23 protein-coding genes are annotated in these 26,053 nt (G+C 67.4%); 14 read left to right on the forward strand and 9 right to left on the reverse strand.

Features of this window, described 5'->3' with window-relative positions; translation table 11 throughout:
- Positions 1-51 precede the first annotated feature (51 nt).
- The 4 genes from I2487_RS14385 to I2487_RS14400 all read right to left on the reverse strand — a co-directional run bounded on the left by I2487_RS14385 (position 52) and on the right by I2487_RS14400 (position 4,646).
- A complete protein-coding gene (locus I2487_RS14385; RefSeq protein WP_207170432.1) occupies positions 52-843 on the reverse strand; it encodes an ABC transporter ATP-binding protein in 792 nt (263 codons plus the stop codon).
- Between the two features lies 1 nt (position 844).
- Positions 845-1,795 carry an ABC transporter permease gene (locus tag I2487_RS14390; protein WP_207170431.1) on the reverse strand — a complete coding sequence of 317 codons (951 nt, stop codon included), beginning with the start codon at positions 1,793-1,795 and terminating at the stop codon, positions 845-847.
- Positions 1,796-1,994: 199 nt separating this feature from the next.
- The gene (locus I2487_RS14395) at positions 1,995-3,080 is read right to left on the reverse strand and encodes an ABC transporter substrate-binding protein (protein WP_207170430.1); all 1,086 of its coding nucleotides are present in this window, start codon (positions 3,078-3,080) and stop codon (positions 1,995-1,997) included.
- Between the two features lie 201 nt (positions 3,081-3,281).
- Complete coding sequence (locus I2487_RS14400; protein WP_207170429.1) at positions 3,282-4,646, reverse strand: MFS transporter; 1,365 nt, start codon at positions 4,644-4,646, stop codon at positions 3,282-3,284.
- 220 nt (positions 4,647-4,866) lie between these two features.
- Between I2487_RS14400 and I2487_RS14405 the strand changes: the two genes are divergently transcribed.
- From I2487_RS14405 to I2487_RS14450, 10 genes are all read left to right on the forward strand, one after another.
- A complete protein-coding gene (locus tag I2487_RS14405; RefSeq protein ID WP_207170428.1) occupies positions 4,867-5,907 on the forward strand; it encodes an acyltransferase family protein in 1,041 nt (346 codons plus the stop codon).
- A gap of 22 nt (positions 5,908-5,929) precedes the next feature.
- The gene (locus tag I2487_RS14410) at positions 5,930-8,743 is read left to right on the forward strand and encodes a DNA polymerase III subunit gamma and tau (RefSeq protein ID WP_207173071.1); all 2,814 of its coding nucleotides are present in this window, start codon (positions 5,930-5,932) and stop codon (positions 8,741-8,743) included.
- A gap of 48 nt (positions 8,744-8,791) precedes the next feature.
- Positions 8,792-9,388, forward strand: coding sequence for a recombination mediator RecR (gene recR, locus I2487_RS14415; protein ID WP_207170421.1), 597 nt, complete (start codon positions 8,792-8,794; stop codon positions 9,386-9,388).
- A 348-nt stretch (positions 9,389-9,736) separates the two neighbouring features.
- Positions 9,737-10,606 (forward strand): transporter substrate-binding domain-containing protein, encoded by an 870-nt coding sequence (locus I2487_RS14420; protein WP_207170420.1) that lies wholly within the window; start codon positions 9,737-9,739, stop codon positions 10,604-10,606.
- Positions 10,607-10,692: 86 nt separating this feature from the next.
- Complete coding sequence (locus I2487_RS14425; protein WP_207170419.1) at positions 10,693-11,547, forward strand: amino acid ABC transporter permease; 855 nt, start codon at positions 10,693-10,695, stop codon at positions 11,545-11,547.
- Positions 11,548-11,588: 41 nt separating this feature from the next.
- Entirely contained in the window at positions 11,589-12,266 is a 678-nt protein-coding gene (locus tag I2487_RS14430) for an amino acid ABC transporter permease (protein WP_207170426.1), read from the forward strand.
- The gene (gene ehuA / locus I2487_RS14435; protein WP_218624184.1) at positions 12,250-13,086 is read left to right on the forward strand and encodes an ectoine/hydroxyectoine ABC transporter ATP-binding protein EhuA; all 837 of its coding nucleotides are present in this window, start codon (positions 12,250-12,252) and stop codon (positions 13,084-13,086) included. The genes I2487_RS14430 and ehuA overlap by 17 nt, the downstream gene beginning before the upstream one ends.
- 62 nt (positions 13,087-13,148) lie before the next feature.
- Positions 13,149-14,432, forward strand: a complete 1,284-nt coding sequence (locus I2487_RS14440; RefSeq protein WP_207170418.1) for an aspartate kinase — start codon at positions 13,149-13,151, stop codon at positions 14,430-14,432.
- 8 nt (positions 14,433-14,440) lie between these two features.
- Positions 14,441-15,028, forward strand: coding sequence for a GNAT family N-acetyltransferase (locus I2487_RS14445; RefSeq protein WP_207170417.1), 588 nt, complete (start codon positions 14,441-14,443; stop codon positions 15,026-15,028).
- 128 nt (positions 15,029-15,156) lie between these two features.
- Positions 15,157-16,020, forward strand: coding sequence for a 3-methyladenine DNA glycosylase (locus I2487_RS14450; protein WP_207170416.1), 864 nt, complete (start codon positions 15,157-15,159; stop codon positions 16,018-16,020).
- Positions 16,021-16,088: 68 nt separating this feature from the next.
- Here the strand turns inward: I2487_RS14450 and I2487_RS14455 are convergent, their stop codons facing one another.
- The 3 genes from I2487_RS14455 to I2487_RS14465 form a co-directional block, all read right to left on the reverse strand.
- A complete protein-coding gene (locus I2487_RS14455) occupies positions 16,089-16,838 on the reverse strand; it encodes an NADPH-dependent F420 reductase (protein WP_518523731.1) in 750 nt (249 codons plus the stop codon).
- 19 nt (positions 16,839-16,857) lie between these two features.
- Positions 16,858-17,637: an SDR family oxidoreductase gene (locus I2487_RS14460; protein ID WP_207170414.1), complete on the reverse strand. Its 780-nt coding sequence runs from the start codon at positions 17,635-17,637 to the stop codon at positions 16,858-16,860.
- 75 nt (positions 17,638-17,712) lie between these two features.
- Positions 17,713-18,165 carry a YchJ family protein gene (locus I2487_RS14465; protein ID WP_207170413.1) on the reverse strand — a complete coding sequence of 151 codons (453 nt, stop codon included), beginning with the start codon at positions 18,163-18,165 and terminating at the stop codon, positions 17,713-17,715.
- A gap of 368 nt (positions 18,166-18,533) precedes the next feature.
- On the opposite strand from I2487_RS14465, the gene purS reads away from it, so the two are divergent.
- The 4 genes from purS to I2487_RS14485 all read left to right on the forward strand — a co-directional run bounded on the left by purS (position 18,534) and on the right by I2487_RS14485 (position 22,409).
- Positions 18,534-18,794: a phosphoribosylformylglycinamidine synthase subunit PurS gene (gene purS, locus I2487_RS14470; protein WP_207170412.1), complete on the forward strand. Its 261-nt coding sequence runs from the start codon at positions 18,534-18,536 to the stop codon at positions 18,792-18,794.
- Positions 18,791-19,570 carry a phosphoribosylformylglycinamidine synthase subunit PurQ gene (gene purQ, locus I2487_RS14475; protein WP_207170411.1) on the forward strand — a complete coding sequence of 260 codons (780 nt, stop codon included), beginning with the start codon at positions 18,791-18,793 and terminating at the stop codon, positions 19,568-19,570. Before purS ends, purQ begins: the two co-directional genes overlap by 4 nt.
- An 11-nt stretch (positions 19,571-19,581) precedes the next feature.
- Positions 19,582-21,942: a phosphoribosylformylglycinamidine synthase subunit PurL gene (gene purL, locus I2487_RS14480; protein ID WP_207170410.1), complete on the forward strand. Its 2,361-nt coding sequence runs from the start codon at positions 19,582-19,584 to the stop codon at positions 21,940-21,942.
- Positions 21,943-22,034: 92 nt separating this feature from the next.
- Positions 22,035-22,409, forward strand: a complete 375-nt coding sequence (locus I2487_RS14485; protein WP_207170409.1) for a response regulator transcription factor — start codon at positions 22,035-22,037, stop codon at positions 22,407-22,409.
- 19 nt (positions 22,410-22,428) lie between these two features.
- On the opposite strand, the gene I2487_RS14490 is transcribed toward I2487_RS14485, so the two are convergent.
- Both I2487_RS14490 and I2487_RS14495 read right to left on the reverse strand, forming a co-directional pair.
- A complete protein-coding gene (locus I2487_RS14490) occupies positions 22,429-24,282 on the reverse strand; it encodes an XrtP-associated glycosyltransferase (protein WP_207170408.1) in 1,854 nt (617 codons plus the stop codon).
- 12 nt (positions 24,283-24,294) lie between these two features.
- On the reverse strand, positions 24,295-26,001 hold the full coding sequence (locus I2487_RS14495; RefSeq protein ID WP_207170407.1) for a sensor histidine kinase: 1,707 nt from the start codon (positions 25,999-26,001) through the stop codon (positions 24,295-24,297).
- Positions 26,002-26,053 lie beyond the last annotated feature (52 nt).

Consider the following 26,053-nt stretch of genomic DNA (forward strand, 5'->3'; position numbering starts at 1 on the left):
GCGACGGGCCTGCGTGGACAGGATTGCTGCGGCGGGACTACTGCGGCGGAATTACTGCAGCAGCGTCTTGTCGTCCACCACGGCACCCTTGAGCTTGCCGAACTCGGCGAGCAGGTCCTGCGGGGTCATCTTCGCCTTCTGCTCGGCGCCGACGTCGAGGATGATCCGGCCCTCGTGCATCATGATCAGCCGGTTGCCGACCTCAAGCGCCTGGACCATGTTGTGCGTGACCATCAGCGTGGTCAGTCCCTTGTCCTCGACCACGCTGCGGGTCAGCCGGGTCACCAGCTCGGCTCGCTGCGGGTCCAGGGCCGCGGTGTGCTCGTCGAGCAGCAGCACCCGAGGGTCCGAGTAGGTGGCCATGAGCAGGCTCAGCGCCTGGCGCTGACCCCCCGAGAGCAGCCCGACCTTGGTCTTCAGCCGCCCCTCCAGGCCCAGCTCCAGCTGTTTCAGCGCCTCGGCAAAGCGCTCCCGCTTGGCCTTGGTGACCCCGCGGGAGAGCCCGCGCGGACGACCCCGACGGTCGGCCAGGGAGAGGTTCTCCTCGATGCTGAGGTTCGGCGCGGTGCCGGCCATCGGGTCCTGGAAGACCCGGCCGACCTTGGCCGCCCGCTGGTGCTCCTTGAGCCTGCTGACGTCGGTGCCGTCGAGGGAGACCACGCCGGTGTCCTGGTGGATCCGGCCGGCCACGGTGTTGAGCAGCGTGGATTTGCCCGCGCCGTTGGAGCCGATGACGGTGACGAAGTCCCCCTCCTTCAGCTCCAGATTCACCTCCACCAAAGCGCGGCGCTCGTTGACGGTGTGCGGGAAGAACGTCTTGGAGACTGAGTCGATGTTCAACATGTCAGGCTCCCTTCTCGGAGGAGGTCTTGGACAGATGGGCATCCGAGGTGGTCAGCGGTGCAGCGGCTTCAGCCAGCGGGGAGCTGCTCCTGCGGCGCAGACTGAGCTTCGAGAAGCCCTTCCACTGCGGCAGCAGCAGCGCCGCGACCACCAGCACGGCAGACATCAGCTTCATGTCGTTCGGGTTGAGCCCCACGTTGAGCGCCAGCTGGATCGCCAGGCGGTAGACCACCGCTCCCAGGATCACCGCGAGGGTCGCTTGGATGACGGTGCGGCTGCCGAAGATGGCCTGGCCCACGATCACCGAGGCCAGCCCCACCAGGATCAGGCCGATGCCCATGCCGATGTCGGCGAAGCCCTGGTGCTGGGCGACGACGGCGCCGGCGATGCCGACCAGTCCGTTGGAGAGCATCAGCCCGATGATCTTCTGCCGATCGGTGCTGACCGCGAAGGAGCTGATCATCTGTTCGTTGTCGCCGGTGGCACGCAGCGCCAGCCCGTTGTCGGTCTGCAGGTACCAGTCCATGATCAGCTTGAAGATCAGCGCGACCGCGGCCAGCACGGCCACCGAGGTCCAGCCCACGCCGGTGAAGCCGCGCATCATGGAGATCACGGTGTCCTGGCCCAGCAGGGGCACGTTCGCCCCGTCCATGATCCGCAGGTTGATCGAGTAGAGCCCGATCATGGTCAGGATGCCGGCCAGCAGCCCGTTGATGTTGCCCTTGGTGTGCAGCAGGCCGGTGATCATCCCGGCGAGGCTGCCGACCACGAAGGCGGCGGCGGTGGCCAGGAAGGGGTCCACCTCGTTGGTGATCAGGATCGCCGCCGTCGCGGCACCGGAGGTGAAGGACCCGTCCACGGTCAGGTCGGGGAAGTTCAGGATCCTGAAGGTCAGGTACACGCCCAGGGCCATGATCGCGTAGATCAGCCCGAGCTCGAATGCTGTGATCATGTGTCCTCATTTGTCGTCGCGACCGGATCATCGGTCGTCGGCGGGTCCACGTCCACTCAGGCGGCGGGCGCCGGTGCAGCCTGGTGCGGCTGTCCCGGCGCCCGGCCTGGTGGTCATCTGGCGGTGATAGCCGCATGAAGCGGCCGTGGTGGCCGCCTGGTGCGGCCCTCAGTGATCGAGCGGAGTCACCCGGTGCGGGTCACTCCTCCTCTTCGGCGTCCTCTTCAGCGTCCTCGTCACCCTCAGCCTCATCGGCCTCAGCGGGGTCCTCGGCCTCGACGTCCTCGCCGACGACGGTGTCAGCCCTGTCGAGCAGCTCCTGGTCGAGCTCGACGCCCATGGCCTCAGCGGCCTCGGGGTTGACGATCAGCTCCAGGGTCTCCTGGGTCTCGACCGCCATGGACGCAGGGTCCTCGTCGTCCTGCAGGATGCGCAGCGCCATCTCCCCGGCCTGGCGGCCGAGGTCGCCGTAGTTGATGCCGTAGGTGGCCACCGATCCGCGGATCACGGAGTCACCCTCGGAGGCGATCACCGGGATCGAGTTCTGCTGGCCGTACTGCAGCACGGACTCCAGGGCCGAGACGACGGCGTTGTCGGTCGGGACCCAGATCGCGTCGACGTCGAGGGACTCCACGCCCTGCTGGACCTCGGAGGAGTTCGAGATGGTCGCCTCCTGGATCTCCAGGCCCAGCTCGTCGGCGGCCTCCTGGGCGAGCTCCACCTGCACGGCGGAGTTGGTCTCACCGGAGGAGTAGACGATGCCCACGGTCTCGGCGTCGGGGGCGATCTCCTGGAGCAGCTCGAACTGCTCCATCACCGGGTTCAGGTCCGAGGCTCCGGTGATGTTGCCGCCGGGCTCCTCCCAGGAGTCCACCAGACCGGCTTCCTCGGGGTCGGTGACCGCGGAGAACACGATCGGCTTGTCGGTGACTGCCTGTGCCGCGGCCTGTGCGGTGGGGGTGGCGATGGCATGGACCAGGTCCAGGTCCGAGGTCGCGAAGGTGCCAGCGATGTTGCTGGCCGTGGCCTGCTCGCCCTGGGCGTTCTGCTCGTCCCACTCCACCTCGACCCCGGCGTCCTCGAAGGCTGCCTTGAACCCGTCGCGGGCCTCGTCCAGTGACGGGTGGGAGACGATCTGGGTGATGCCGATCGAGTAGCTGCCGCCTTCTTCGCCGGCCTCGCCCTCGGTGTCTTCACCCTCGGTGTCGCCGCCGCAGGCGGTGAGCATCAGGGCAGTGGCGGCGAGAGCCGCCGAGAGCCTCATGGTTGTGCTGCGTGATCGCATAGCTGCTCCTCATCTTGGTGCGTCACCCACCGGTGGGGTTCACCGGTGTGGTGCTGTGCGTGATTCTTCTGGTGCGGGTGGTGCTTCTGGTGCGTGATTCTTCTGGTGCGGGTGGTGCGATGCCTCGGGCGCTGCAGGGCGTCCCTCGATTCCGCAGCGTGGAACAGAGATTATCCTGCTCCCGGCCCACGCGTCTGCAGGTCAGCGAGCCCCGGTGGTCACCGAGAGTTCTTCGCGCTCACTGTCGTCGTTGAGATTGATGCCCTGGAGCTTCTTCGGCACCATCGAGACGGCGATGAAGGAGATGATCGCCAGAATCGCGATGTAGAGCCCGATCAGCCAGGACTGCCCGGTGGTGTTCAGGATTGTCTGGGCGATGGTGGCCGCGAAGGCGCCGCCGATGATCGAGCCCAGCGCATAGCCGATGGACACCCCGGAGAAGCGGATGTTGACCGGGAACATCTCGGCGTAGAGCGCCGACTGCGGACCATAGGAGGGCCCGAGCCCGATGGTGAGGATGAAGATCGCCAGTGCGAACAGCGGCAGCGAGGCGGTGTCGAGCAGGAACCACATCGGGATCGCCCAGACGATGATGATGCCGTAGCCGATCTGGAACGTCTTGACCCGTCCGATGCGGTCTGAGATGTACCCGCCGAAGAGCGTGAAGATGAACCAGCCCACGCCGCCGATCAGCGAGGCGATCAAGGTGTCGTTGCGGTCCATGCCCAGCGTGTTCACGCCATAGGCGGCGAAGAAGGCGATCACCAGATAGCCCGCGGCGTTGTTCGCCGCGAAGATCAGCGCAGCGAGGAAGGTGTACTTCTTGTGCGTGGTCACCAGCTCCTTGAGCGGTGCCGAGGATTCCTTCTTGCGGGCCTTCATCTCGACGAAGACCGGGGACTCGTCGACCTTAAGTCGGATCAGGAAGCCCACGATGATCAGCACGAAGGAGAAGAGGAACGGGACCCGCCAGCCCCATTCGAGGAACTGTTCCTCGGTGGTCATGGCATTGAGCGCGAACATGAAGCCGGTGGCGAGCAGCATGCCCAGCGGGACGCCGATCTGCGGGTAGGCGCCGAAGAGGCCGCGCTTGTGCCGGGGAGCGTGTTCGACGGCGAGCAGTGCCGCGCCGCCCCATTCACCGCCGGCCGAGAGGCCCTGCAGCACGCGCAGCACGATGAGCAGGACCGGGGCCATGACGCCCCAGCTCGCGTAGGTGGGCAGCAGGCCGATCAGCACGGTGGCTCCACCCATGCCCATCAGCGTGATCACCAGGACCACCTTGCGGCCGTAGCGATCGCCGACCATGCCGGCCAGGATCGCGCCGAGCGGGCGGAAGAGGAAGGAGATGCCGACCGAGGCCCAGGCCACGATCTGCGCCAGGGCGGCGTTGTCCTCGCCCAGCGGCTCGAAGTACAGCACCGCCAGCACGAAGCCGGCCGCCTGCGCGTAGATGAAGAAGTCGTACCACTCGATGGTGGTGCCGACGAGGGTTCCCGCAAGGACCTTTTTCTCTTCGCGGGTCAGGTCGTGCCCCTCGCTGCTGAGATAGGTGGTCTGGCTCATATCTGCTCCCAAGGCTGGACACGTCGAGGTGACGTGCGAGTGATTCGTGCCGCCTGTCCTGTGACCCAGGTCACGGGCATGGGAGTCAATGTATCAGAATTAATGACCGAACGGTTGGTCAGTCAGGTGATCAGTGAGAACGCTGTCCGTTACAGTGAATCCAGCTCCGCTTCACGGCGATCTGCACCCAGTCCCTCCCGAGAGAACGACCCTCAGGCCCATGCCCCAGCCCCGCCCCGACTCCCCGCCCCGCATGCGATGGATGGATCTGCTGCGCGGCGTCGCGGTGCTGCTGGTCGTGGTGCTCCACGGCTCCGACATCCCGCGGGCCAACGGGATCGCGGTGGATCAGTGGATCCGACTCAACCTCTATCTCGAGCCGTTCCGGATGCCGCTGCTGATGTTCCTCTCCGGGACGCTGCTGCCGCGCTCGCTCGCGAAATCGACCGTCATCTACCTCTGGGGGAAGTTCGCCAGCATCGTCTGGCCGCTGATGGTCTGGCTCGTCGGATTCGGCGTGCTGATCTATCACGGCGGGCCCGGTGAACTGCGGTACTGGCTGGGCGGGGACTACCTCTGGTTCCTGATGGCGCTGACCCTCTGCTATCTCGCCGGAATGCTGCTCAAGCCGCTGCTGCCCCGGCCACGGCTGCTGAGCGCGCTCGGCGTCGTCGTGTTCCTGGTCATGGTGATCACCCGGCACTTCACCCAGATCGACGATGCGCTAGTCACCCGGACCCTCTACTACGGGGCCTTCTTCTTCCTCGGCGCAGCCTGCGTGTGGATCCTGCAGCGCTGGGCCAGGGCCCCCTGGCCGCTGATCGCGGCACTGGCAGTGCTGATGGCGCTGCTGGCGGACCACGGGCTGGAGAGCCGTGAGTTCCGCGCGGGCAGCCTGTACGCCGTGCCCACCGCGGTGATCGGCATCGCGGTGATCCTCTGGGTGGCTCCCCGGATACCCGCAGGCCGGTTCAACAGCTTCCTGCAGTGGGTCGGGCGCAGCTCGATCGTGGTCTATGTCTGCCACTTCCCAATCATCATCCTGATCCACCGTGGACTCAGCGAGATCGGCGTGGACCCGGTGCTCCACGTCGCGGCCTGCACCGTGGGCGGTCTGCTGCTGAGCGTGTTCGTGGTCTGGCTGCGTCCCTGGACCAGGTGGCTCTACGTCGTCCCGGGCAATCGCCGCGTGGCCGCCCGGCTCGCCGCCCGTGACCGGTCCGACACAGACCAGGGCACCGACCGCATGCGCATGTCCTAGCAAGCAGATAAGGTTTCAGACTGTGAGCACCGCCCTGTACCGCCGTTATCGTCCCGACTCCTTTGCCGAGGTGATCGGACAGGAGCACGTCACAGCACCCCTGATGACGGCCCTGGGCAAGGACGCGGTCTCCCACGCCTACCTCTTCTCCGGCCCGCGCGGCTGCGGCAAGACCACCTCCGCCCGGATCCTGGCCCGCTGCCTGAACTGCGCGCAGGGACCGACCGGGACCCCGTGCGGGGCCTGCGACTCCTGCGTGGACCTCGCCACGGGCGGATCCGGCTCGCTGGATGTGATCGAGATCGACGCCGCCAGCCATGGCGGCGTCGATGATGCCCGTGATCTGCGGGAGCGCGCGACCTTCGCCCCGGTGCGCGACCGCTACAAGATCTTCATCATCGATGAGGCCCATATGGTCACCGCCGCGGGCTTCAACGCGCTGCTGAAAATCGTGGAAGAGCCTCCGGAGCACATCAAGTTCATCTTCGCGACCACCGAGCCGGACAAGGTCATCGGGACCATCCGCTCGCGCACCCACCACTATCCGTTCCGACTGGTCCCGCCCGAGCCGCTGATGGACTATCTGCACCGGCTCTGCGAGCAGGAGGGCGTCGCCGTCGCTCCGGGCGTGCTGCCCCTGGTGATCCGCGCCGGCGGCGGCTCGGTCCGCGACACCCTCTCGGTGCTGGATCAGCTGATCGCCGGCTCCGCCGAGCGCACCCTGGACTATGACCGGGCGACGGCGCTGCTCGGCTTCACCCACGCCACCATGCTCGACGACGTCGTGGGGGCCGTGGCGGCGCTCGACGGCGCCACCGCCTTCTCCGTGGTGGATCGAGTCGTGCAGTCCGGGCAGGATCCACGGCGCTTCGTCGAGGACCTGCTGGAGCGGCTGCGTGATCTGATCGTGGTGAAATCGGTCCCGGAGAACCCCGGAGCGATCCTGCGCGGGGTCCCGGAGGACCAGATCCGCTCGATGCAGACCCAGGCCGGCCAGCTCGGCTCCGCAGAGCTCTCCCGCGCGGCCGACATCTCCGCCCAGGCGCTGACCGACATGGTCGGCGCCACCTCTCCGAAGCTGCACCTCGAGCTGCTGATGGCGCGGCTGCTGCTGCCCCACGCCGAGCAGGGTCATGCCTCGGTGGCCGCCCGGCTCGAACGTGTGGAGCGTCGGCTCGACTTCGCCGCCGGAGCCGGCGTGACGCCCAGCGCCGAGACCGAGGGCGCAGGAGCCGATCCGGGCGCCGCGAGCCAGGGGGCGAGCCAGAGCCCGGACCACGGCCCGGGCGCGAGGTCGACCGCGGCGAGCCCGGTGCCCGAGGGGCGCGCTGAGCAGCAGCCCGAGCAGCGCACCGAGCAGCAGATTCCGGCCGACCCGAAGTGGGCCGCCCCGGCACAGAGCGCGACGGCCTCCGAACCGGGTCCCTCAGCTCCGGAGCCCGAGCCGAAGTCGAGCGCGCCCGAGCCTGCGGCGCCGCCGGAGGAACGGCAGTCAGAAGCGGCGAAGCCAGAGGAGCGGCAGCCAGCACCCGCGCGGGACGCCTCCGGTTCACCGGCAGCGGCAGCCGCACAGGCGGCACCCGCCGCATCCACCACACAGGCGGCACCCGCCGCATCCGCAGCTGGCGGATCCACGGACGAGATGATGCGCCGGGCCTGGCCCGACATCGTGGATTCTTTGAAGTCCCAGTCTCGGATGCTCTGGATGCTGGTCAAGGGCAATGTGAGCGTGGACAGCTTCGACGGTCAGGCGCTGAGTCTGAACTTCGCCAACGAGGGAGCGCGGACCACGTTCGCGAACCGCAACGGCGAGCAGGCGATGAACGCCGCCATCGAGCATGTTCTGGGCATGAAGGTCCGGTTCAAGCTGGCCACCGGCGGCACAGGCTCATCGGGTGGTGGTGGCAGCCCAAAAGCTGACCGCCGGCTGAGCCCGGCGGCCGCTCCAGCGGAGACGCAGACCGGGGACGGAACCCCGGCCTGGGTCCAGGAAGAGCCGCCCGAGCCCTACGACCCGGGATTCACCGAGGCGCCACCCGAGCATCCCGCCCACCAGCCCTCTGAACACCCCGCCGAATCCCACGCCGCCGCCGACCTGGACACCTCAGCAGGGTCACGCGACCCCGATGCCACCGATCTCGACCCCACGGACCCCGACGCCACCGATGCGCAACAGTCGGCGGCGGCGGAATCCCGCTCATCTGCGCCCTCTGCGGTCTCCCCCGAGGCGGCAGCGCACCTGCGCGACGCCGGGACAGGCCCCGACACCGGGCCAGGCCCCGCCGGGCCGGACCCCGACGCCGGGGACAGCTATAAGCCGCTGGCCGAGAAGACCCCGGTGCCAGCCTTCGCGCGCCGCGCCGGAACTGCCCCGCGCTGGAGCGCCCCCGCCGAGGGTGCCTCACCCCAGGGCGGCCCTGCGGACACTGCCGCGTCGCGCGGTAACCCGCAGGGGCGCGACCAGCAGCCCGGCGCGACCCAGCAGAGCCCGGCCGAGGGTGCCGCCGCTCCGGCCGGTGGTGCCGCACCGAGCCGTGCCGCGGAGATCCGGCGTCGCCTGGCCCAGCGCGGCGGAAGCGGCTCCCAGCCGGCTCCCCTCTCCGAGCTTCCGGCCGACCACCCCTCACAGCCAGCTCCCCCGCCGGACCCGGGATGGGACTCCGGCCCGCCGAGCGACTACGACCAGAGCGCGCCACCGCCCTGGGCTCAGGCCGAGGCCGAGGACGTGGCCAGCGAGGACGACGTCCCGCTGGAACACTCCGGCGTCTTCGGCCGCAAGGCCTTCGAGAAGCACCTCGGAGCCACCTTGCTGGAGGAGCGCCGGCTCAACGAGTGAGCGCCGTTAGACTGGATCTCCACCCCTGAAGGAAGGCTCGTCCACACCGTGTATGAAGGCGCAGTCCAAGACCTGATCGATGAACTCGGGCGACTCCCCGGCATCGGCCCCAAGTCGGCGCAGCGCGTGGCCTTCCACATCCTCGAGGCCGACGGCGAGGACATGAAGCGCCTCGCTGACGCGATCACCACGGTCAAGGAGAAGGTCAAGTTCTGCGCGATCTGCTTCAACGTCTCCGAGGAGAACACCTGCCGGATCTGCCAGGACACCCGCCGGGATCCCAGCCTGCTGTGCGTGGTGGAGGAGTCCAAGGACGTCATGGCGATCGAACGCACCCGCTCCTTCCGCGGGAGGTACCACGTGCTCGGCGGCTCGATCAATCCGATCGCCGGGGTCGGCCCCGACCAGCTGCACATCCGTGAGCTGCTGAGCCGACTCTCGGACGACACCATCACCGAGGTCATCGTGGCCACCGATCCGAACCTTGAAGGTGAGGCCACGGCGACCTACCTCTACCGGATGCTCGGCTCCATCGGCATCAAGCTCACCCGACTGGCCTCGGGGCTCCCCGTCGGCGGGGACCTGGAGTACGCCGATGACGTCACCCTCGGGCGGGCCTTCGAGGGCCGTACGGTCATGTCCTGACCTGCTCACGGCACGCGCACCCAGATAGTTATGCAAGTGTGATCAGGTAATACTCAGGTTTCTCCCCACTCGTATTTCCATCAGTTTTCGTTCGGGCTGTTGTCCTAGTCACGTCTGGGAAGCGAGGCCTCCGGGTGGATCACCACCACAGATTCTTCCGGCTATTCCACCATCCTCTGATGGCCGTCGAGAGTTGTCCTCCCCCGAGAAATCAGTTTCCAAATCCTATTTATCGGTCTAGCGTGTTGCTACAGGCGGGCCTGTGCTGATTTCAGCACGGTGCCGGACTGACTCGCACCAGACGCACACCAGAGGATGAGGTAAGCACTGATGAGGAACAAGACTTCCATGGCAGTCCGCGCAGGCGCCGTGAGCGCCGCCGCACTGCTGGCACTGACCGCCTGTGGGGGCGGCGACGATGATGCCGAGAACGGCGAGGCCGAGGCGGCGGATGGGGAAACGCTGACCATCTCCCTCTTCGGTGAAGAGCCCTACTCCTGGATCGACGAAGAGACCGGTGAGCCGACGGGCGCCACTATCGCCGTCGCTGAAGAGATCTTCGGTGAGCGCATGGGCTACGAGGTCGAGATCGAGGAAGAGCCGAACTGGGACAGCCTGATCCCAGGTCTGGGCGCCGGTCACTGGGACGTGGTCTCTGCCGGCATGTCGATCAACTCCGACCGCTGCGCCGAGGCGGCCTTCGGGGAGCCGGAGCTGGTCTACACGACGGCATTCCTGCTGGAGGAAGGCAACCCCGCTGGGGTCGAGAACTTCGAGGACCTTGCGGACGCCGACCTCGACGTGGTCGCCCTCAGCGGTGCGGTGGAGTCAGGCTGGATGGATGAGGTCGGGGTCGAGCACTCCACGGTGGACAGCGCCGCAGACGGCGTCGACTTCGTCGAAGGCGGCCGCGCAGACGTCTTCGCGCTCACCGCGATCTCACTCGAAGCGATGGCAGGTGACATCGAAGGCCTGGAGGTCACCGACTCCTTCGCCCATGAACTTTCGGTGGGAGCCCACGCGTTCCGCCTGGACGACCAAGACCTGATAGACGATTTCAACGAGCACCTCGGAGAGCTGAAGGATTCCGGAGAATATCTGGACCTGGTCAGCGAGTTCGGATTCACCGAAGATGAGATGCCACCAAGTGAATTGACGGCCGAGGAACTCTGTGAAGAGGACCCCACAGAACTGACCGAGCAGTACCTCGAGGACTGATCCCCTAAGTCGTTCATTGGTTGCGGTCGGCGCCTTCGGGAGCCGGCCGCAAGCTCTGTCATCACTCGCTGACTGAGGGGAAACCTATGGAGTTCTTCGAAGACTGGCCGCAGTACTTTGAAGTCGCGATCAACTGGTCCGATCGACTGCTGGCTGGGCTCTGGACCACCATCCAGCTGACCCTGTTCGGAGGGATTCTGGCGTTCCTGATCGCTGTTGCGCTGGGACTGCTGGCCGGCAGCCCGAACGGCTGGCTGAGAATCCCTGCCCGTGTGCTCATTGAGTTCTTCAGGGGCATCTCGCTCGTGGTGCTGCTCTTCTGGCTCATGTTCGTCTTGCCGCAGATCTGGATGCGGAACCCCGACCTGCCTTTCAGAGACCTGGTCTACAACACCTTTCTCTTGGGCGTGATCGCACTGGGGCTCAACTACGGAGCCTATGGCGCTGAGGCGGTGCGCGCCTCACTCACCACGGTCGCCAGCGGACAGTGGGAAGCGACGACTGCGCTCTCCATGTCCTGGCCGCACAAGATGCGCCGCGTCATCTTTCCCCAGGCCTGGGCGCTGATGCTGCCATCCTTGTCCAACCTATGGGTGCACCTGCTCAAGGGCAGCGCGATTGCTTACATCATGCCCTTCGTGAGCGACTTGACCGCCGAGCTCAACCAGCTTCGGCGGCCGACGGACATCTGGTTCTCGCACGCTTTCATCGGGCTGGTGGTCTATTTCATCCTCGCGCTGGTCCTGACTCTGTTCATGCAGACGTTGGAGGCCAGGGCCAAACACAAGCTGGGCCGCGGTCCGTCGATCCGGGAGATCCTCTCCCCCGCACCGAAGGCGATCGTCCCCGATGCGCCGGTCGCCGCATCCGTCACTGAACCCAAGAGCGACGCCGGTGCAGATGTGCCACCGCGCAGCCCGTCGGAAGGAGGTGCCCGATGATGATGTCCGGAATCCAAGCCGCCGAGATCGACGACCCGACGATGATCGACGAGGAAGAGGTCCGCGAGAGCCCCTTCTGGGACTGGGACTTTGCCTTCGATGCATTCCCCGACATCTTCATGGCCTTCGTCGAGGTCACGCTTCTGGTCACCATCATCGGCACACTCGTCGCAGCCGTGCTGGGGCTGATCATCGCTATTCTCATCATGCTTCTGCCCAGGCCCCTTGCGTGGTGTGTCCGCTGGCTCGCGAACTTCATCCGCATGACTCCGATCGTGGTCCAGCTGATCTTCGTGTTCTGGGCGTTCGTCTGGATGGACGCGCTCACCATCGGGATCATCGTCTTCGGGGTCCACTACGCCACCTATATGTCCGAGGTCTACCGTGCTGGCATCGAATCAGTGCCCAAGGGGCAGTGGGAGGCCACCACGGCGCTGTCCATGTCCGCGGCCCGCACCTGGCGCAAGATCGTGATTCCGCAGGCACTGCGCTCCACGGTGCCTTCGCTGGGCAACTACGCCATTTCGATGTTCAAGGACACCCCGTTCCTGCTGGTCATCGGGGTGGCCGAGATGGTCACCGTCGCCGGTGAACGCGGGGCCCCGGTTTTCCGCACCACCGAGGTGTACACCATCGCTGGACTGCTGTTTCTCGTAGCCAGCTACCCCACTGCTGTTCTCATCCACCGATTGGAGAAGCGCCTTGCCTACGCCCAATGACGCTGTCGGTATCCGGCCCGCTGAGGCGGCGTCGTCCACATCACCCGAGGTCCCGGTCATCGAGTTCGTCGATGTCGAGAAGCGCTTCGGGGACAACATCGTGCTCAAAGACCTGAACTTCTCCGTGCGCCGCGGCGAGCGGGTGACCCTGATCGGCCCCTCCGGTTCGGGCAAGACCACGATCCTGCGCCTGGTGATGACCCTGGAGGAGCTCACCGGCGGCTACATCTTCGTCGACGGCGAGCCGCTGACCCACCGGGAGAAGGACGGCAGGCGCGTCGCCGTCTCGCCCAAGGAGCAGAAGAAGCTGCGCACCCGGATCGGGATGGTGTTCCAGCAGTTCAACCTGTTCCCGAACATGACCGTGCTGGAGAACATCATCGAGGCCCCGATCCATGTGCTGGGCCAGTCCAAGGCCGAGGCCACCGCGAAGGCGCACTCGCTGCTGGAGCAGGTGGGTCTGCCGGACAAGGCCGATCAGCATCCGCTGAGCCTCTCGGGTGGTCAGCAGCAGCGGGTCGCCATCGCTCGCGCCCTCGCCATGGATCCGGAGATCCTGCTGCTCGATGAGGTCACCTCGGCGCTGGACCCGGAGGTCGTCGGGGACGTGCTCAACATCCTGCGCAAGGTCGCAGACACCACCAACGTGACCATGCTGATCGTGACCCACGAGATGAGCTTCGCCCGAGACGTCTCCCACAAGGTGATGATGTTCGACGGCGGCCGCGTGATCGAGGAGGGCGCGCCGGAGAAGATCTTCTCGGACCCCAGCCAGGAGCGCACCAAGCAGTTCCTCAGCGCCGTGCTGCGCGACGCCTGACCCGCTCTAGAATTGACCTGAGTTCCCCCCGTATCCAAACCCCAGGAGTGAGACAACCTGTCATGAGCCTGATCGTTCAGAAGTACGGCGGATCATCCGTTGCAGACGCCGAGAGCATCAAACGAGTGGCGAGGCGGATCGTCGAGACCAAGCGCGCCGGGCACCAGGTCGTGGTGGTCGTGTCCGCGATGGGTGACACCACCGATGACCTGCTCGACCTCGCAGGCCAGATCACCGCCGCGCCGCCCTCCCGCGAGATGGACATCCTGCTCTCCTCCGGTGAGCGCATGTCCATGGCGCTGCTGGCCATGGCGATCCATGAGCTGGGCGAGTCCGCCCAGTCCTTCACCGGTTCCCAGGCCGGCATGATCACCGACGCCATCCACGGCAAGGCCCGCATCATCGAGGTCTCCCCGCTGCGCGTGCAGGAGTCCCTCGACGCCGGCCACGTCGGCATCGTCGCAGGGTTCCAGGGCATGAGCCGGGAATCCCGAGACATCACCACGATGGGCCGCGGCGGCTCCGACACCACCGCCGTCGCCCTGGCCGCGGCGCTGCACGCCGACGCCTGTGAGATCTACACCGACGTCGACGGGGTCTTCACCGCGGACCCACGCGTGGTCAAGACCGCCCGCAAGATCGACGAGATCTCCAGCGACGAGATGCTGGAGATGGCGGCCGCCGGCACCAAGGTGCTGCACCTGCGCTCGGTGGAGTACGCCCGCCGGTTCGGCGTGAAGCTGCACGTGCGCTCCTCGTTCAGCCAGCTCGAAGGCACCTGGGTCATCCCCGACCCGAAAGACACCGTCAAGATTCAGGAAGGCGAACCCTTGGAACAGCCGATCATCTCCGGCGTCTCCCACGACGCATCCGAAGGAAAACTCACCATCACCGGCGTCCCCGACGTCCCGGGCAAGGCGGCGGAGATCTTCAATCTGATCGCCGAGGGTGCGATCAACATCGACATGATCGTCCAGGACGTATCGATGGCGACCAAGACCACCAACATCTCCTTCACGCTCCCCGGTGAGGACGGCGAACGCGCCCAGGAGATGCTCACCGCACACCAGGCCACCATCGGCTTCGAGTCCATGGACTTCGTGCCGCAGGTCGGCAAGGTCTCGCTCATCGGCGGCGGGATGCGCAACCACCCCGGCGTCTCGGCACGGTTCTTCACCGCCCTGCGCGATGCCGGCATCAACATCGGGCTGATCTCGACCTCCGAGATCCGGGTCTCGGTGATCACCGACGTCGAGCTGCTGGACCGCGCGGTCGCCGCGATCCACACCGCCTTCGGTCTGGACTCCGACGAGGAAGCCACGGTCTACGCCGGGACCGGCCGCTAGGCCCAGCCATGGGCTCCGAGGTGCGCCCCGCCGTCGGGCGCTTCGAGGACTTCTATGAGGTCGTCGGGGTGAAGAAGCCCGGCGGCCAGGGGTGCTGGTGCATGTCCTACCGCGACTCCCGGGTCGCGAATCCGGATCGGCCGGCCTTCATGGAGGAGCTCTGCCGCACCGAGCCCGGCCCGGGGGTGATCGCGTTCGTCGATGACACCCCGGCCGGCTGGTGCTCGGTGGCGCCGCGCAGCAGCTACCGACGGCTGATGAACTCCCGGACCATCCCCTTCCTCGATGACCGGGACCCCTGGTCGGTGGTCTGCTTCGTGGTGCGTCCTGGATTCCGACGGCGAGGGCTGATGCATGATCTGCTCACCGGCGCCGTGGCGCACGCCGCCGCGCACGGGGCGAGCGTGCTCGAGGGCTATCCGATGGAGCTCGAGGAGGGCAGAAGAGTGGATGTGATCAGCGGCTACGTCGGCACCACGGAGCTCTTCGCGGCCCATGGCTTCGAGGTCGCCGGACCGACCACCGCGCACAGCGGACATCGGCCGCGCTGGATCATGCGCCGGGAGCTGGAGGGGCCGACGGCCCGGTCTCACTAGGCGACTCAAGCACACAGGCGGCAGGTGTACCCTTTACGGGTTCCCCGCCGCCTGCGCACTTGGTACGAGTGATATACCCGATGGTAACCGAAACACCAGCTTCTTTTGAGGCAACACACGGCTTGACGGTGATTCCTGAACCCGAGCACCGTGAGCGCGCCAGCACGCACCAGGCTGCAGTGGACCGGCTCACCGAGGACTTCCTGGCACGCCGCCATGCCGGCGCGAAGCACCCGGTGGAGGACTTCCTCTTCACCTACTACTCCCACTCCCCCGGCAAGCTCTCGCGCTGGCACCCCGGCGTGGGATTCCTGCTCGAGGGCGCCCAGGACAGCGAGCGGGCCGGCTGGAAGCACTACCGCAGCACCCCTTCGGGAGTGACCCTCGACGTCGAGGGCTTCCGGGCGGACCGTGCCTCGATGATCGGATTCGCCCGGCGCCTGTTGAGCACGACGGCGGCGACACCGGCGCAGCTGGGCTGCTTCGGTCTGCATGAGTGGGCCATGGTCTACAGATCGGTGGAACACGGCCAGCGCCATGACGAGGTTCCGCTGCGCCTCGGTGCCGCGGGCACCGACGAGGTCGTGGAGGCGGCGAACATTCGCTGCACCCATTTCGATGCCTACCGCTTCTACACGCCCTCGGCGCGACCGCTCAATGTGCTGGAGCCAACCCGGGAATCGCAGACCCGGATGGAGCAGCCGGGCTGCCTGCATGCCAATATGGACCTCTATAAGTGGGCCTATAAGCTCATCCCCGCGGTCAGCAGCGACCTGCTGCTGGAGTGCTTCGACCTCGCCTCACGAATTCGCCGACTCGATATGCGCGCCTCACCCTATGACCTGAGCGACTGGGGCTACGAGCCGGTTCCCATCGAGACCCCTGCCGGCCGGGCGGCCTACGCCCGGGCACAGAAGGGCTTCGCCGAGGAGTCACAGGCGCTGCGAGCGAAGCTGCTCGCGGTGTTGGACCAGCTCGAGGCGCCCCTCTGACGTCGGAGGGCCCAGGTCTGATCAGGCGGATGCAAGAGCGCCTGATCAGACCGTGACCAAGGACCTGCTCAGGCGTTGGAGAGCACCCGGCCGCATTCGCTGAGCAGGTCCTGCATCCGCACGGCGTCGTGCCGGCCGTTGAAGATCTCGGTGCCGTTCTCGAACGCCCGGCCGGCCGCGAGCGGTCCGGCGTCCACCGCGTCGTAGCCGAGGGAGTCCACGAAGTCCTGGACCAGCGCCTTCGCGGCGGCATCATCTCCGGCGACCGCGAGCGCCCGGCGCTGCGGATCTCCGGCGGGGTAGGAATCGATCTCCAGGTCCCCATAGCCGATGTGGTTCAGCGTCTTCACGACTCGGGCGGCGCCGAGGAACTCCGCGATGACCTCGCTGGTGCTGGTCCCGGTCTCGAACTCGTCCATGAAGCCGTCCACCGGCGCCCAGTAGTTCATGGTGTCGATGACGACCTGATCTCGCAGCACCGAGGTATCGATGCTGCGGTACTTGTGCAACGGCACGGCCAGCACGATGATGTCTGCGCCGCGCAGCTGCTCACGATCCACGGCGACGGCGCCGGGGACGATCACCTCGGTGAGCAGCGCGATGTCCGCGGCCGGCTTGGCCGTCGCGATCTTCACGGTATGACCGGCGCGCACGGCCTGGCGAGCCACGGCGGTGCCGACCCGGCCTGCACCGAGCACTCCGATGGTCAGTGGCGTCTGCGTCATAGTGATCCCGTCCCTCGGCCCACGATCGGCCGATTCTTCAAAAACTGAAAGATTTCGCCTCGCATAACGTGAGGGCGCAGAGATTTGTTCCACCGACTGCTCGACGAATCCGTCACAGGGCAGCCGAGGTCGAAGGCCCCGCGCCCCGCTGCGCGAGCCACCGCTGCGCCGTCGTCCCGGTGATCACCGTGGGTGAGGGTGTGATCAGCGCCCCGCTGCCCAGCGGGGTTCTTCCCAGCGGGATCCGCACCACCCGGCGGGCGAGATGATCCTGTTCGTTGATCTCCCGGGCCAGCCGCGCGAGATCCACCAGTTCCGGACCGCAGACCTCCGTGACGCCGACGGGCTGCAGGGTCAGGGCCTGTTCCACCAGCTGTTCCGCAGCCTCCTGCACCGCAAGGGGACGTGAGAGCAGTCCGGGAACGAACGCCGTGCCCGCGATCCGGGTCTGGGTCAGGAGCTGTGCGGCAAGCTCGAACCATTGGGTGGTGCGCAGGATGCTCAGCGGAAGTCCGCTGGCCCGGTAGACGCTCTCTTGGGCGGCCTTGCCCCGGTAGTACCCGAGCCAGCGATTGACCCCTGGGACGGTGGCATTGACGATCGAGAGGCAGACCACGCGAGTCTGCGTGCCCTCGAGAGCAGCCACCACGTTCGCCGCGGCGGATCCGAAGAACCCGACCGCGGTCCGTGCGGAGATCGTCTGGTGATTCAGGCAGTCCACCACGACGTCGACACCCTCGAGCGCGCGGCGCAGCGCCTCCAGGTCTTCGACGTGCACGCCGTGGCGCCGGCTGATGCCCACTGGCACCGCTCCGCGGCTGGGCAGGCCTTGCATCACCAGGGAGCCGGCCAGCCCCGAAGCTCCCAGTACTGCTACTCGAGTCATGGTCATGCCCCGGTCCTCTGCCCACTGGATCCCTTGACGTTTCGCCTACTGTAGACGCCTATCCCGAGGATCGTCTGGGATTCAGCCCACGTCGCCATCCACGTAGAGCCACTGGCCCGACTCGCGACGGAACCGGCTGAGCTCATGCAGCCTGCCCCTGTTCCCAGAATCTCCGTCCTCCCGGTAGGCGGCCACGAATTCCACCGTCCCGACGTCGTGGAACGGACCGCCCGCCGTCGTGCCCAGGATGCTCAACCTGGTCCATTGAGGGCCCGGCGCGCAGAGGTCGCTGCGTACGGGGCGGGTCTCGGCGGCCCAGGTCCGATGCAGGAATCCGCCGAAGCGTTCCGGATCGCTGTTGAGCAGAGCGTTCGCGGTGTAGCGGGAACGCATCAGCGCCTCGGCGGTGGGAGCGGGTGCCCCGAGGTGGAGGCGTTCGCAGCACTGGGGGTAGCGCTCGCCGGATCCGCAGGGGCAGCGCGGCGCGGCATCGGGCTGGGCGGCATCAGGCTGGGATCGCGGTGTCTGCGTCATCTCACCAGCATCTCACCCGGCTTCCCCGGGCTGTTCCGGCTCCCCGGCCCTTCCTGGGGCGAAGACGGGTGCTGGGAGAGCGAATTCCTCGAAGATTGCACCCGTTTGCGCCCCACCGACCGGAGTCGCGCCCGCACACCCCCGGAGTCGCGCCCGCAAACCCCCGCGCCCACAGGCGCCTGCCCCCGCGAGCGCCTGCCCCCGCGAGCGCCCGCACCCGCGGGCACCCGGTAGACTGATCCGGCAAGCTCGCGGAGCGTGCCGCCGTCGTCCTCAGCCGTGCTGATCCGGACCGGCGCGGCGCGTGAGACGGCACCTGAAAGCGGTCCCGCGGGCTCATCCACCCGCACCATCGCACAGGAGAACCTATGCCGCGCATCATCGTCGAGGTCATGCCCAAGCCAGAGATTCTTGATCCGCAGGGCAAGGCCATCGCCTCCGCGCTGCCGCACCTGGGATTCACCGACTTCTCCGGCGTCCGCCAGGGCAAGCGCTTCGAGCTCACCATCGACGGTGAAATCACCGAGCAGATCCTGGCCAGTGCCCGCACCGCCGCGGCCGAGATGCTCTCGAACCCGGTGATCGAAGACGTGATCAGCGTGCGCGTGGATGACGAGGACGCTGCATGAGCACGGAGACTCCTCTGATCGGGGACTTCCACGCCTCCCCGGCCGCGAACCCGCTGGGCGGGGCCAGGATCGGCGTCGTCACCTTCCCCGGCACGCTCGACGATCGCGATGCCGCCCGCGCCATCCGCCTCGGCGGCGGCACCGCCGTGCCGCTCTGGCACGCCGATGAGTCGCTGCAGAACGTGGACGCCATCGTGCTTCCCGGCGGCTTCTCCTACGGGGACTACCTGCGCGCCGGCGCCATCGCCCGGTTCGCGCCGATGATGAACAAGATCATCGCCGCCGCCACCGCCAGCTCAGGCACCCGGCTTCCGGTGCTGGGCATCTGCAACGGCTTCCAGATGCTCACCGAGTCCCACCTGCTGCCCGGCTCCATGGTGAAGAACGATCACCTGAAGTTCCTCTGCCGGGACCAGGTGCTGCGCGTGGAGAACACCTCCACCCCGTGGACCTCGCAGTTCACCGACGACGAGCTGATCGCCGTGCCGCTGAAGAACCAGGACGGCCAATACCTCGCCGACCCGGCCACCCTTGAGGCGCTCGAGGCCGAGGGTCGCGTGGTCTTCCGCTACGTAGGAGAGAACCCGAACGGCTCACGCAACGGCATCGCCGGCGTGACCAACGAGACGCACAACGTGGTGGGCCTGATGCCGCACCCCGAGCACGCCGTGGAAGCCGGCTACGGTCCCGATGACGCCACCGGGATGCGCAGCGGCACCGACGGACTGACCATCTTCACCTCCGTGATCGCATCTCTTGCCGGAGGTGCCCAGTGAGCGAGCCGACCGTGACTGATAAAGAATTCAACATCGACACCGTGGAGCACGCCTCCACCACCCCTGACACCGACCTGCCCTGGGCGGCGCTCGGCCTGAAGTCCGATGAGTACGACCGGATCGTGAAGATCCTGGGACGGCGCCCGACGGCGGCCGAGCTGGCCATGTACTCGGTGATGTGGTCCGAGCACTGCTCGTACAAGTCCTCCAAGGTCCACCTGCGTCAGTTCGGCGAGAAGGTCACCGAGGAGATGAAGAAGGACCTGATGGTCGGCATCGGCGAGAACGCCGGCGTGACCAACCTCGGCGACGGCTGGGCCGTCACCTTCAAGATCGAGTCGCACAACCACCCCAGCTTCGTGGAGCCCTATCAGGGCGCCGCCACCGGCGTCGGCGGGATCGTGCGCGACATCATCTCCATGGGCGCCCGCCCGGTCGCGGTGATGGACCCGCTGCGCTTGGGCGACATCGACCACCCCGATACCAAGCGGGTGCTGCCCGGCGTGGTCTCCGGGATCGGCGGCTACGGCAACTCCCTGGGCCTGCCGAACATCGGCGGGGAGGTCGTCTTCGACTCCGTCTACCAGGACAACCCGCTGGTCAACGCGCTGGCCGTGGGCGTGATGCGCCATGAGGACATCCGCCTGGCCAACGCCTCGGGCGTGGGCAACAGGGTGGTGCTCTTCGGCGCACGCACCGGCGGCGACGGGATCGGCGGCGCCTCGGTGCTCGCCTCGGAGTCCTTCGACGACTCCAAGCCCTCCAAGCGTCCCGCCGTGCAGGTTGGGGACCCCTTCGCCGAGAAGGTGCTCATCGAGTGCTGCCTCGAGCTCTTCCACGCCGAGCTGGTGGAGGGCATCCAGGACCTGGGCGCCGCTGGGATCTCCTGCGCCACCTCCGAGCTGGCCTCCAACGGCGAGGGCGGGATGCACGTGGAGCTCACCAACGTGCTGCTGCGCGACCCCACGCTGACCCCGGGCGAGATCCTGATGTCGGAGTCCCAGGAACGCATGATGGCCGTGGTCACCCCGGCCAACGCCGCGGAGTTCGAGCGCGTCATGGCCAAATGGGAGGTCGAATACTCCTGGCTGGGCGAGGTCACCGACACCGGCCGGCTGATCATCGAATGGGACGGTGAGACCATCGTCGACGTGGACCCGCGCACCGTGGCCCACGACGGTCCGGTCTACGAGCGGCCCTATCACCGCCCGGAGTGGCAGGACGCGCTGCAGGCCGACACCTTCCGCTCCTCGGCGGCCGGCGCGAACCTTCCCGAGACCGCGCAGGAGCTCGGCGGCGCGGTCGTGGACCTGATGACCAGCCCGAACATGGCGGACGTCTCCTGGATCACCGACCAGTTCGATCGCTTCGTGGGCGGCAACACCGCGCTCTCGCAGCCCGATGACTCCGGCGTGATCCGGGTGGACGAGGAGACCGGTCTCGGCGTCGGGCTCTCCACCGACGCCAACGCCCGCTATGCCTACCTGGACCCCTACGCCGGGGCGCAGCTGGCGCTGGCCGAGTCCTACCGGAACGTGGCCACCTCGGGCGCGGTCCCGATGGCGGTCTCGGACTGCCTGAACTTCGGCTCCCCCGAGGACCCGGAGGTCATGTGGCAGTTCGCCGAGGCCGTCCGCGGCCTCGCCGACGGCTGCCAGGAGCTCGGCGTCCCGGTCACCGGCGGCAACGTCTCGCTGTACAACCAGACCGCGGGCCGGGCCATCCACCCCACCCCGGTGGTGGGCGTGCTCGGCAAGTTCGACGACGTCGGCCGCCGCACCCCCTCGGGCTTCGAGCGCTGGGCCGACGGCCAGGCGATCTACCTGCTGGGCACCACCGCTGATGAGCTCGACGGTTCCGAGTTCGCCCGCGGCCGGGACCACCTGGGCGGACTGCCGCCGAAGGTGGATCTGGGTGCCGAGAAGATGCTCGGCGAGATCCTGATCAACGCCTCCCGCGACGGCATGATCGACGCCGCCCACGACCTCTCCGAGGGCGGGCTCGCCGCCGGACTTGCCGAGATGGCGCTGCGCTTCGGGGTCGGCGCGCGGGTGGCGGTGGACGGCATCTGCGAGCGCGACGGCGTGGATCCCTTCACCGCGCTCTTCAGCGAGTCCCAGGCCCGCGCCCTGGTCGCGCTGCCGCGGTCGGAGGAGCTGCGCTTCACCGATATGACCTCGGCACGGGGCTTCCCCGCGCTGCGCATCGGTGTGGTGGACGCCAGCTCCGGCGATCTCGAGGTGGCCGGTCCCTATGCGGGCGGCAGCTTCACGCTGGGCCTGGATGAGCTGCGCGAGGCCTGGAGCGCGGTCATCCCCTCGCGCTTCGCCAGCCTGGGCGAGGCCACCGAGGCGGTACGACAGGAGAAGTAATTCCCGCAGACGCTGGGACGATCCGTCATGCACCCGTGTGACCTGGGGTTTTCTCGCTTAGGATGGGGTGTAGCCACGAGGAGAGGAACACCATGCAGGACACCCCGCGCGCACTGATCATCGAAGACGACGACGATATCCGTCGCCTGCTGGAGATGGTGCTGACCCAGGCCGGTTTCACGGTGGATGCCGTGCCCAACGGCGAGGAGGGCGTCGCCCGGGCCGAGGCCGAGACGTATGCGCTGCTCAGTGTGGACGTCGGACTCCCCGACATCGACGGGCTCGAGGTGGTCCGCCGGGTGCGCCCGAACTTCGAGGGCCGCATCGTCATGGTCAGCGCCCGCTCCGGGGTGGCGGACCAGTCCTCCGGGGAGGCCGCCGGCGCCGATCTCTACATCACGAAGCCCTTCCGGCCCCGCGAGCTGAAGCAGAAGTTCCTCGATCTGGTCGGCTCGCAGGTTCGCTGAGCTTCTCTTCCCGGTCCGCTCAGGCCGTGATGAAGCGTTCGCGGATCACCTCCACGGTCTGCTCGCCGATGGAGGCGATCAGCGGGAGCTCCCGGCGCAGCGCCTGGTAGTCCTCTGCCTCCAGGTGCACTCCGAGGTCCCGGGCGGTCTGAGCCAGGCGCTGTGCTCCGAGCATCTCCGAGGAGACCCGGATGCTGGCCAGGGCATCGGCCGTGGCGGTGTGGTCCTCCGCGGCCACTGCAAGGCGCAGATTCGCGAAGCGACGCGGCCAGATCAGCCCGAAGGTGCTCACCAGCTCACGTGCATAGTCCTGCACGCCGTCGAGCTCCTCGGCCAGGCTGGTGATGATATCGGCCTCAAGAAGGCGCAGCTGCAGCAGCTCCTTGCCCGGCCCCGCCGTGGGAACCCCGGTCAGACCATCGGCGTTCCGCGCGGTCTTCGCCCAGGAGTTGCGCCCGGTGGCCATCCGGGTCATGGCACGCGGGTAGTAGAGGTAGGTCAGGTAGACATAGAAGAGGTATCCGGCACCGAAGAACATCCCGCTGAGCAGGCTGATGTCTTCACGGCAGACGTACTTATAGAGCAGCCCCCAGAGGAAATACGGCAGGATGATGAACACCGCCGCCAGCAGAACCACCCATTCCACGGGTTCCCCGGAGGCGAAGCCGATCCGTCCTTCGATGAGGGCCAGGGCCAGCAGCAGCGGTCCGAGCAGCAGGTTGATCATCAGCAGCCAGGGCTGACCCATGAAGTAGTGGATCTCCGCCCATCCGGCCCGTCGAAGATTCCCGCTGCGTCGCAGCACCGGGAGTATCTCGGCGCACTCCAGGTTTCCCTGTGCCCAGCGGGTGCGCTGGGTCAGCAGCCGCCGCGTATAGGGCAGCGCCTCCTGGGAGACATGGGCCTCGGGGACGTAATGGGTGCGATGCCCCCGAGTGATGATGTTGAGACCCAGCTCGTAGTCCTCACTGAGCTTCTTGCCCCAGGGCTGGCCATAGTCGGCGTCGAGATCGTCGAGCACCGAGAGCCGGGTGAACTGCCCGTTTCCGCCCATGCCCACGGTCCCGGTCTGGATCCGCAGCATCTGCATCGCCGAGTTCGAGGTGCGGAACTCGATGTCCTGCATGCGGATCAGCAGCTTGCCGAGCAGGTTCTTGAGCCCGCCCGAGAGCGGACGCGGCCGCCGGTCCCCGCGGTTCTTCATCCATACCTCGAGCTGCACCGCACCCACCACATCCTCACCGAAGGAGTCCGGGCCTGCCAGCAGATCCAGCGCGTTGGCCGAGAGGAAGCCGTCGGCATCGAGGACCCCGATGACCGTGCGGTGCCGCTGATCCCGGTCCTGGCTCGCGGCCGCCGAGATCACCCGGTAGGCGGCGTTGAGCGCATGACCCTTCCCGGTCCTGGCGTCCGGGCGTCGGCGCGAGATCAGGTGGACCTTGTCGTCGAAGTCCTGCAGCTTGCGCACGATCGAGGCGGTCGAGTCCTCGCTGTCGTCGTCGATCACCCAGACGTGCAGCTGCGGGAAGGTGGTCCGCGCGGCGGAGACCGTCTCGGCGATGACGCTCTCCTCGTCCCGACAAGGGATCATCACATGCCAGGTCAGCGCCGAGGCGTCACCAGGGGTGTTCTTCGCCCGGAACAGGTAGGTGTAAACCAGCAAGCTGATGTAGCTCAGCGCCAGCGAGGAGATGATGGTGACGGTGACCAGGCCCGCGTCCCGCCAGGGGTTCGTCCCGAAGTCCCCGAAGGCCCCGGAGAAGCAGAACACCGAGGCGGCCAGCGCTCCGTAGATGACGCAGCAGAACAGCGCCAGGGCGGGGACCTTTCGGTTGCGCTGCGGCACGGCGTGGATTGCGGGGTCGGCGCTCATGGATCTTCCTGTTCAGGCTCGTGTCCGCTGCGGACGGTCGGTGATGCGGTTGCTGAGGGTGAAGCTGAACCGGGCACCCTCCCCCGGGGAGGAGCGCACGCTGATGGTGCCGCCGTGGGCCTCCACGATGGACTGGGACAGGGCGAGCCCGAGTCCGGCGCCCGCCGTGGCGGACTGACGGGCCGACCGGGCGCGGTAGAACGGGGTGAACACCTGGCTCGCCTCCTTCTGCGTCATGCCCGGACCGTCATCGGCGACCTCGACGGAGACGCCGTCCTCGAGCTCTCGCGCGGGGCCGACGCTGACGCTGACCCGGCCACCGGGGTGGGTGTACTTCAGGGCGTTGCCGACCAGGTTGTCCAGGACCTGGGAGACCCGCAGGGCGTCGGCGGTCACCTCGAAACAGGGACCGACGCTCAGGTCCAGCGTGATCTGGCGCTGGGCGGCCAGCGGCTGCAGCCCTTCCACACAGTCGCTGACCAGCTGTGTCATGTTGATCGGCTCCAGGTCCAGGGTCAGCCGGCCCACGGCCGCCTGCTGCTCCAGGAGCAGGTCCTCCACGAGTCTGCTCAGCTTCTCCGCATTGCGTCGGATCACGGAGAGCTGGTCCAGGGCCGCGACCCGGGCCGGGGAGTCCTCGAGGTCCAGCATCGCGTCCTCGGTGAAGTCGGTGAACCCGACGATGGAGGTCAGCGGGGTGCGCATCTCGTGGGAGACCGCTGCGATGACCTCCTGCTGGGCGCGGAGCAGGTTGTGCTGCTCGGTGACATCGCGGAAGATCAGGAAGCTGGCGTCCCGGTGGCCCGCCTCGGCCCAGACCGCGCGGGCGGTCACCGAGATCACCCGCTGGTCCGGCCCGGGGGCGCCCACCAGGAACTCGAGATTGTCGAACTCCTCGCCCCGATTGGCGCGAGCGGCGGGCCGGCTCTGTGCGGGGATCGCGCTGCCGTCGGTGTAGAACGCCAGGTGCCCGGCCTCGGTGCGGTCCGTGTTGGTCTCCGGTGAGGCCAGCGCGTGGATCTCGCGCTGCGCCCGGTTGGTCATCACATCATTGCCGGCGGCGTCCATCACGAGCACCCCGACGTTGAGATTCTCCAGGACCCCGCGCAGCAGCCGGTCGGTGCGCTCGAGCCGGGCCAGCGAGCTGCGCTCGCTCACCAGCGCCCGCCTGGTCTGGGTGCTTTTGGCCTCGAGGGTCTGCAGGATCCCGATCACAGCAAAGGACATGAGCGCCAGGGCCACCGGGAACACCATGAAACGGGAGACGGTGGAGACGTTCAGCGTCTCCTCGAGGACCAAGAACGAGGGCACGCTGATCGAAAGGACCACCATCAGCACCGCCAGCGCGGCCCCGCGATGCCGGAAGCCCACCACCAGCCACAGCGAGGGCACCAGGCTGAGCGTGGAGATCACGGCGCCCTCGGGGTAGGTGGCATAGCGGCAGATCCCGCAGGCGACGATGCCGGCCACCGGCACCAGCCATTCCAATACCCGAGGGACTCCGCTGCGTGGAGCCAGCACGACCGCGAGGGTCGCCGCGAACAGCACACCGAGCCCCAGCGCCGCACCGAGGACCGAGGAGGTCTCGGGCTCGAAGATCAACAGCAGCAGCACCGGCACCGCGAGCACCGCGGCGAAGGTGAACTGCTGGATGAGCGCAAAGGTCTTGCCGCTTGAGTGGTAGAGCAGTGCCTCCACGAAGGTCCGGAATCGCGTCATAATGCCACTACTTTACTGCCGCCGACCCGGCTTCCGTGCCGCCGACCTGGAG

The organism is Nesterenkonia sp. E16_10 (assembly GCF_017347085.1).
Lineage (GTDB): Bacteria > Actinomycetota > Actinomycetes > Actinomycetales > Micrococcaceae > Nesterenkonia.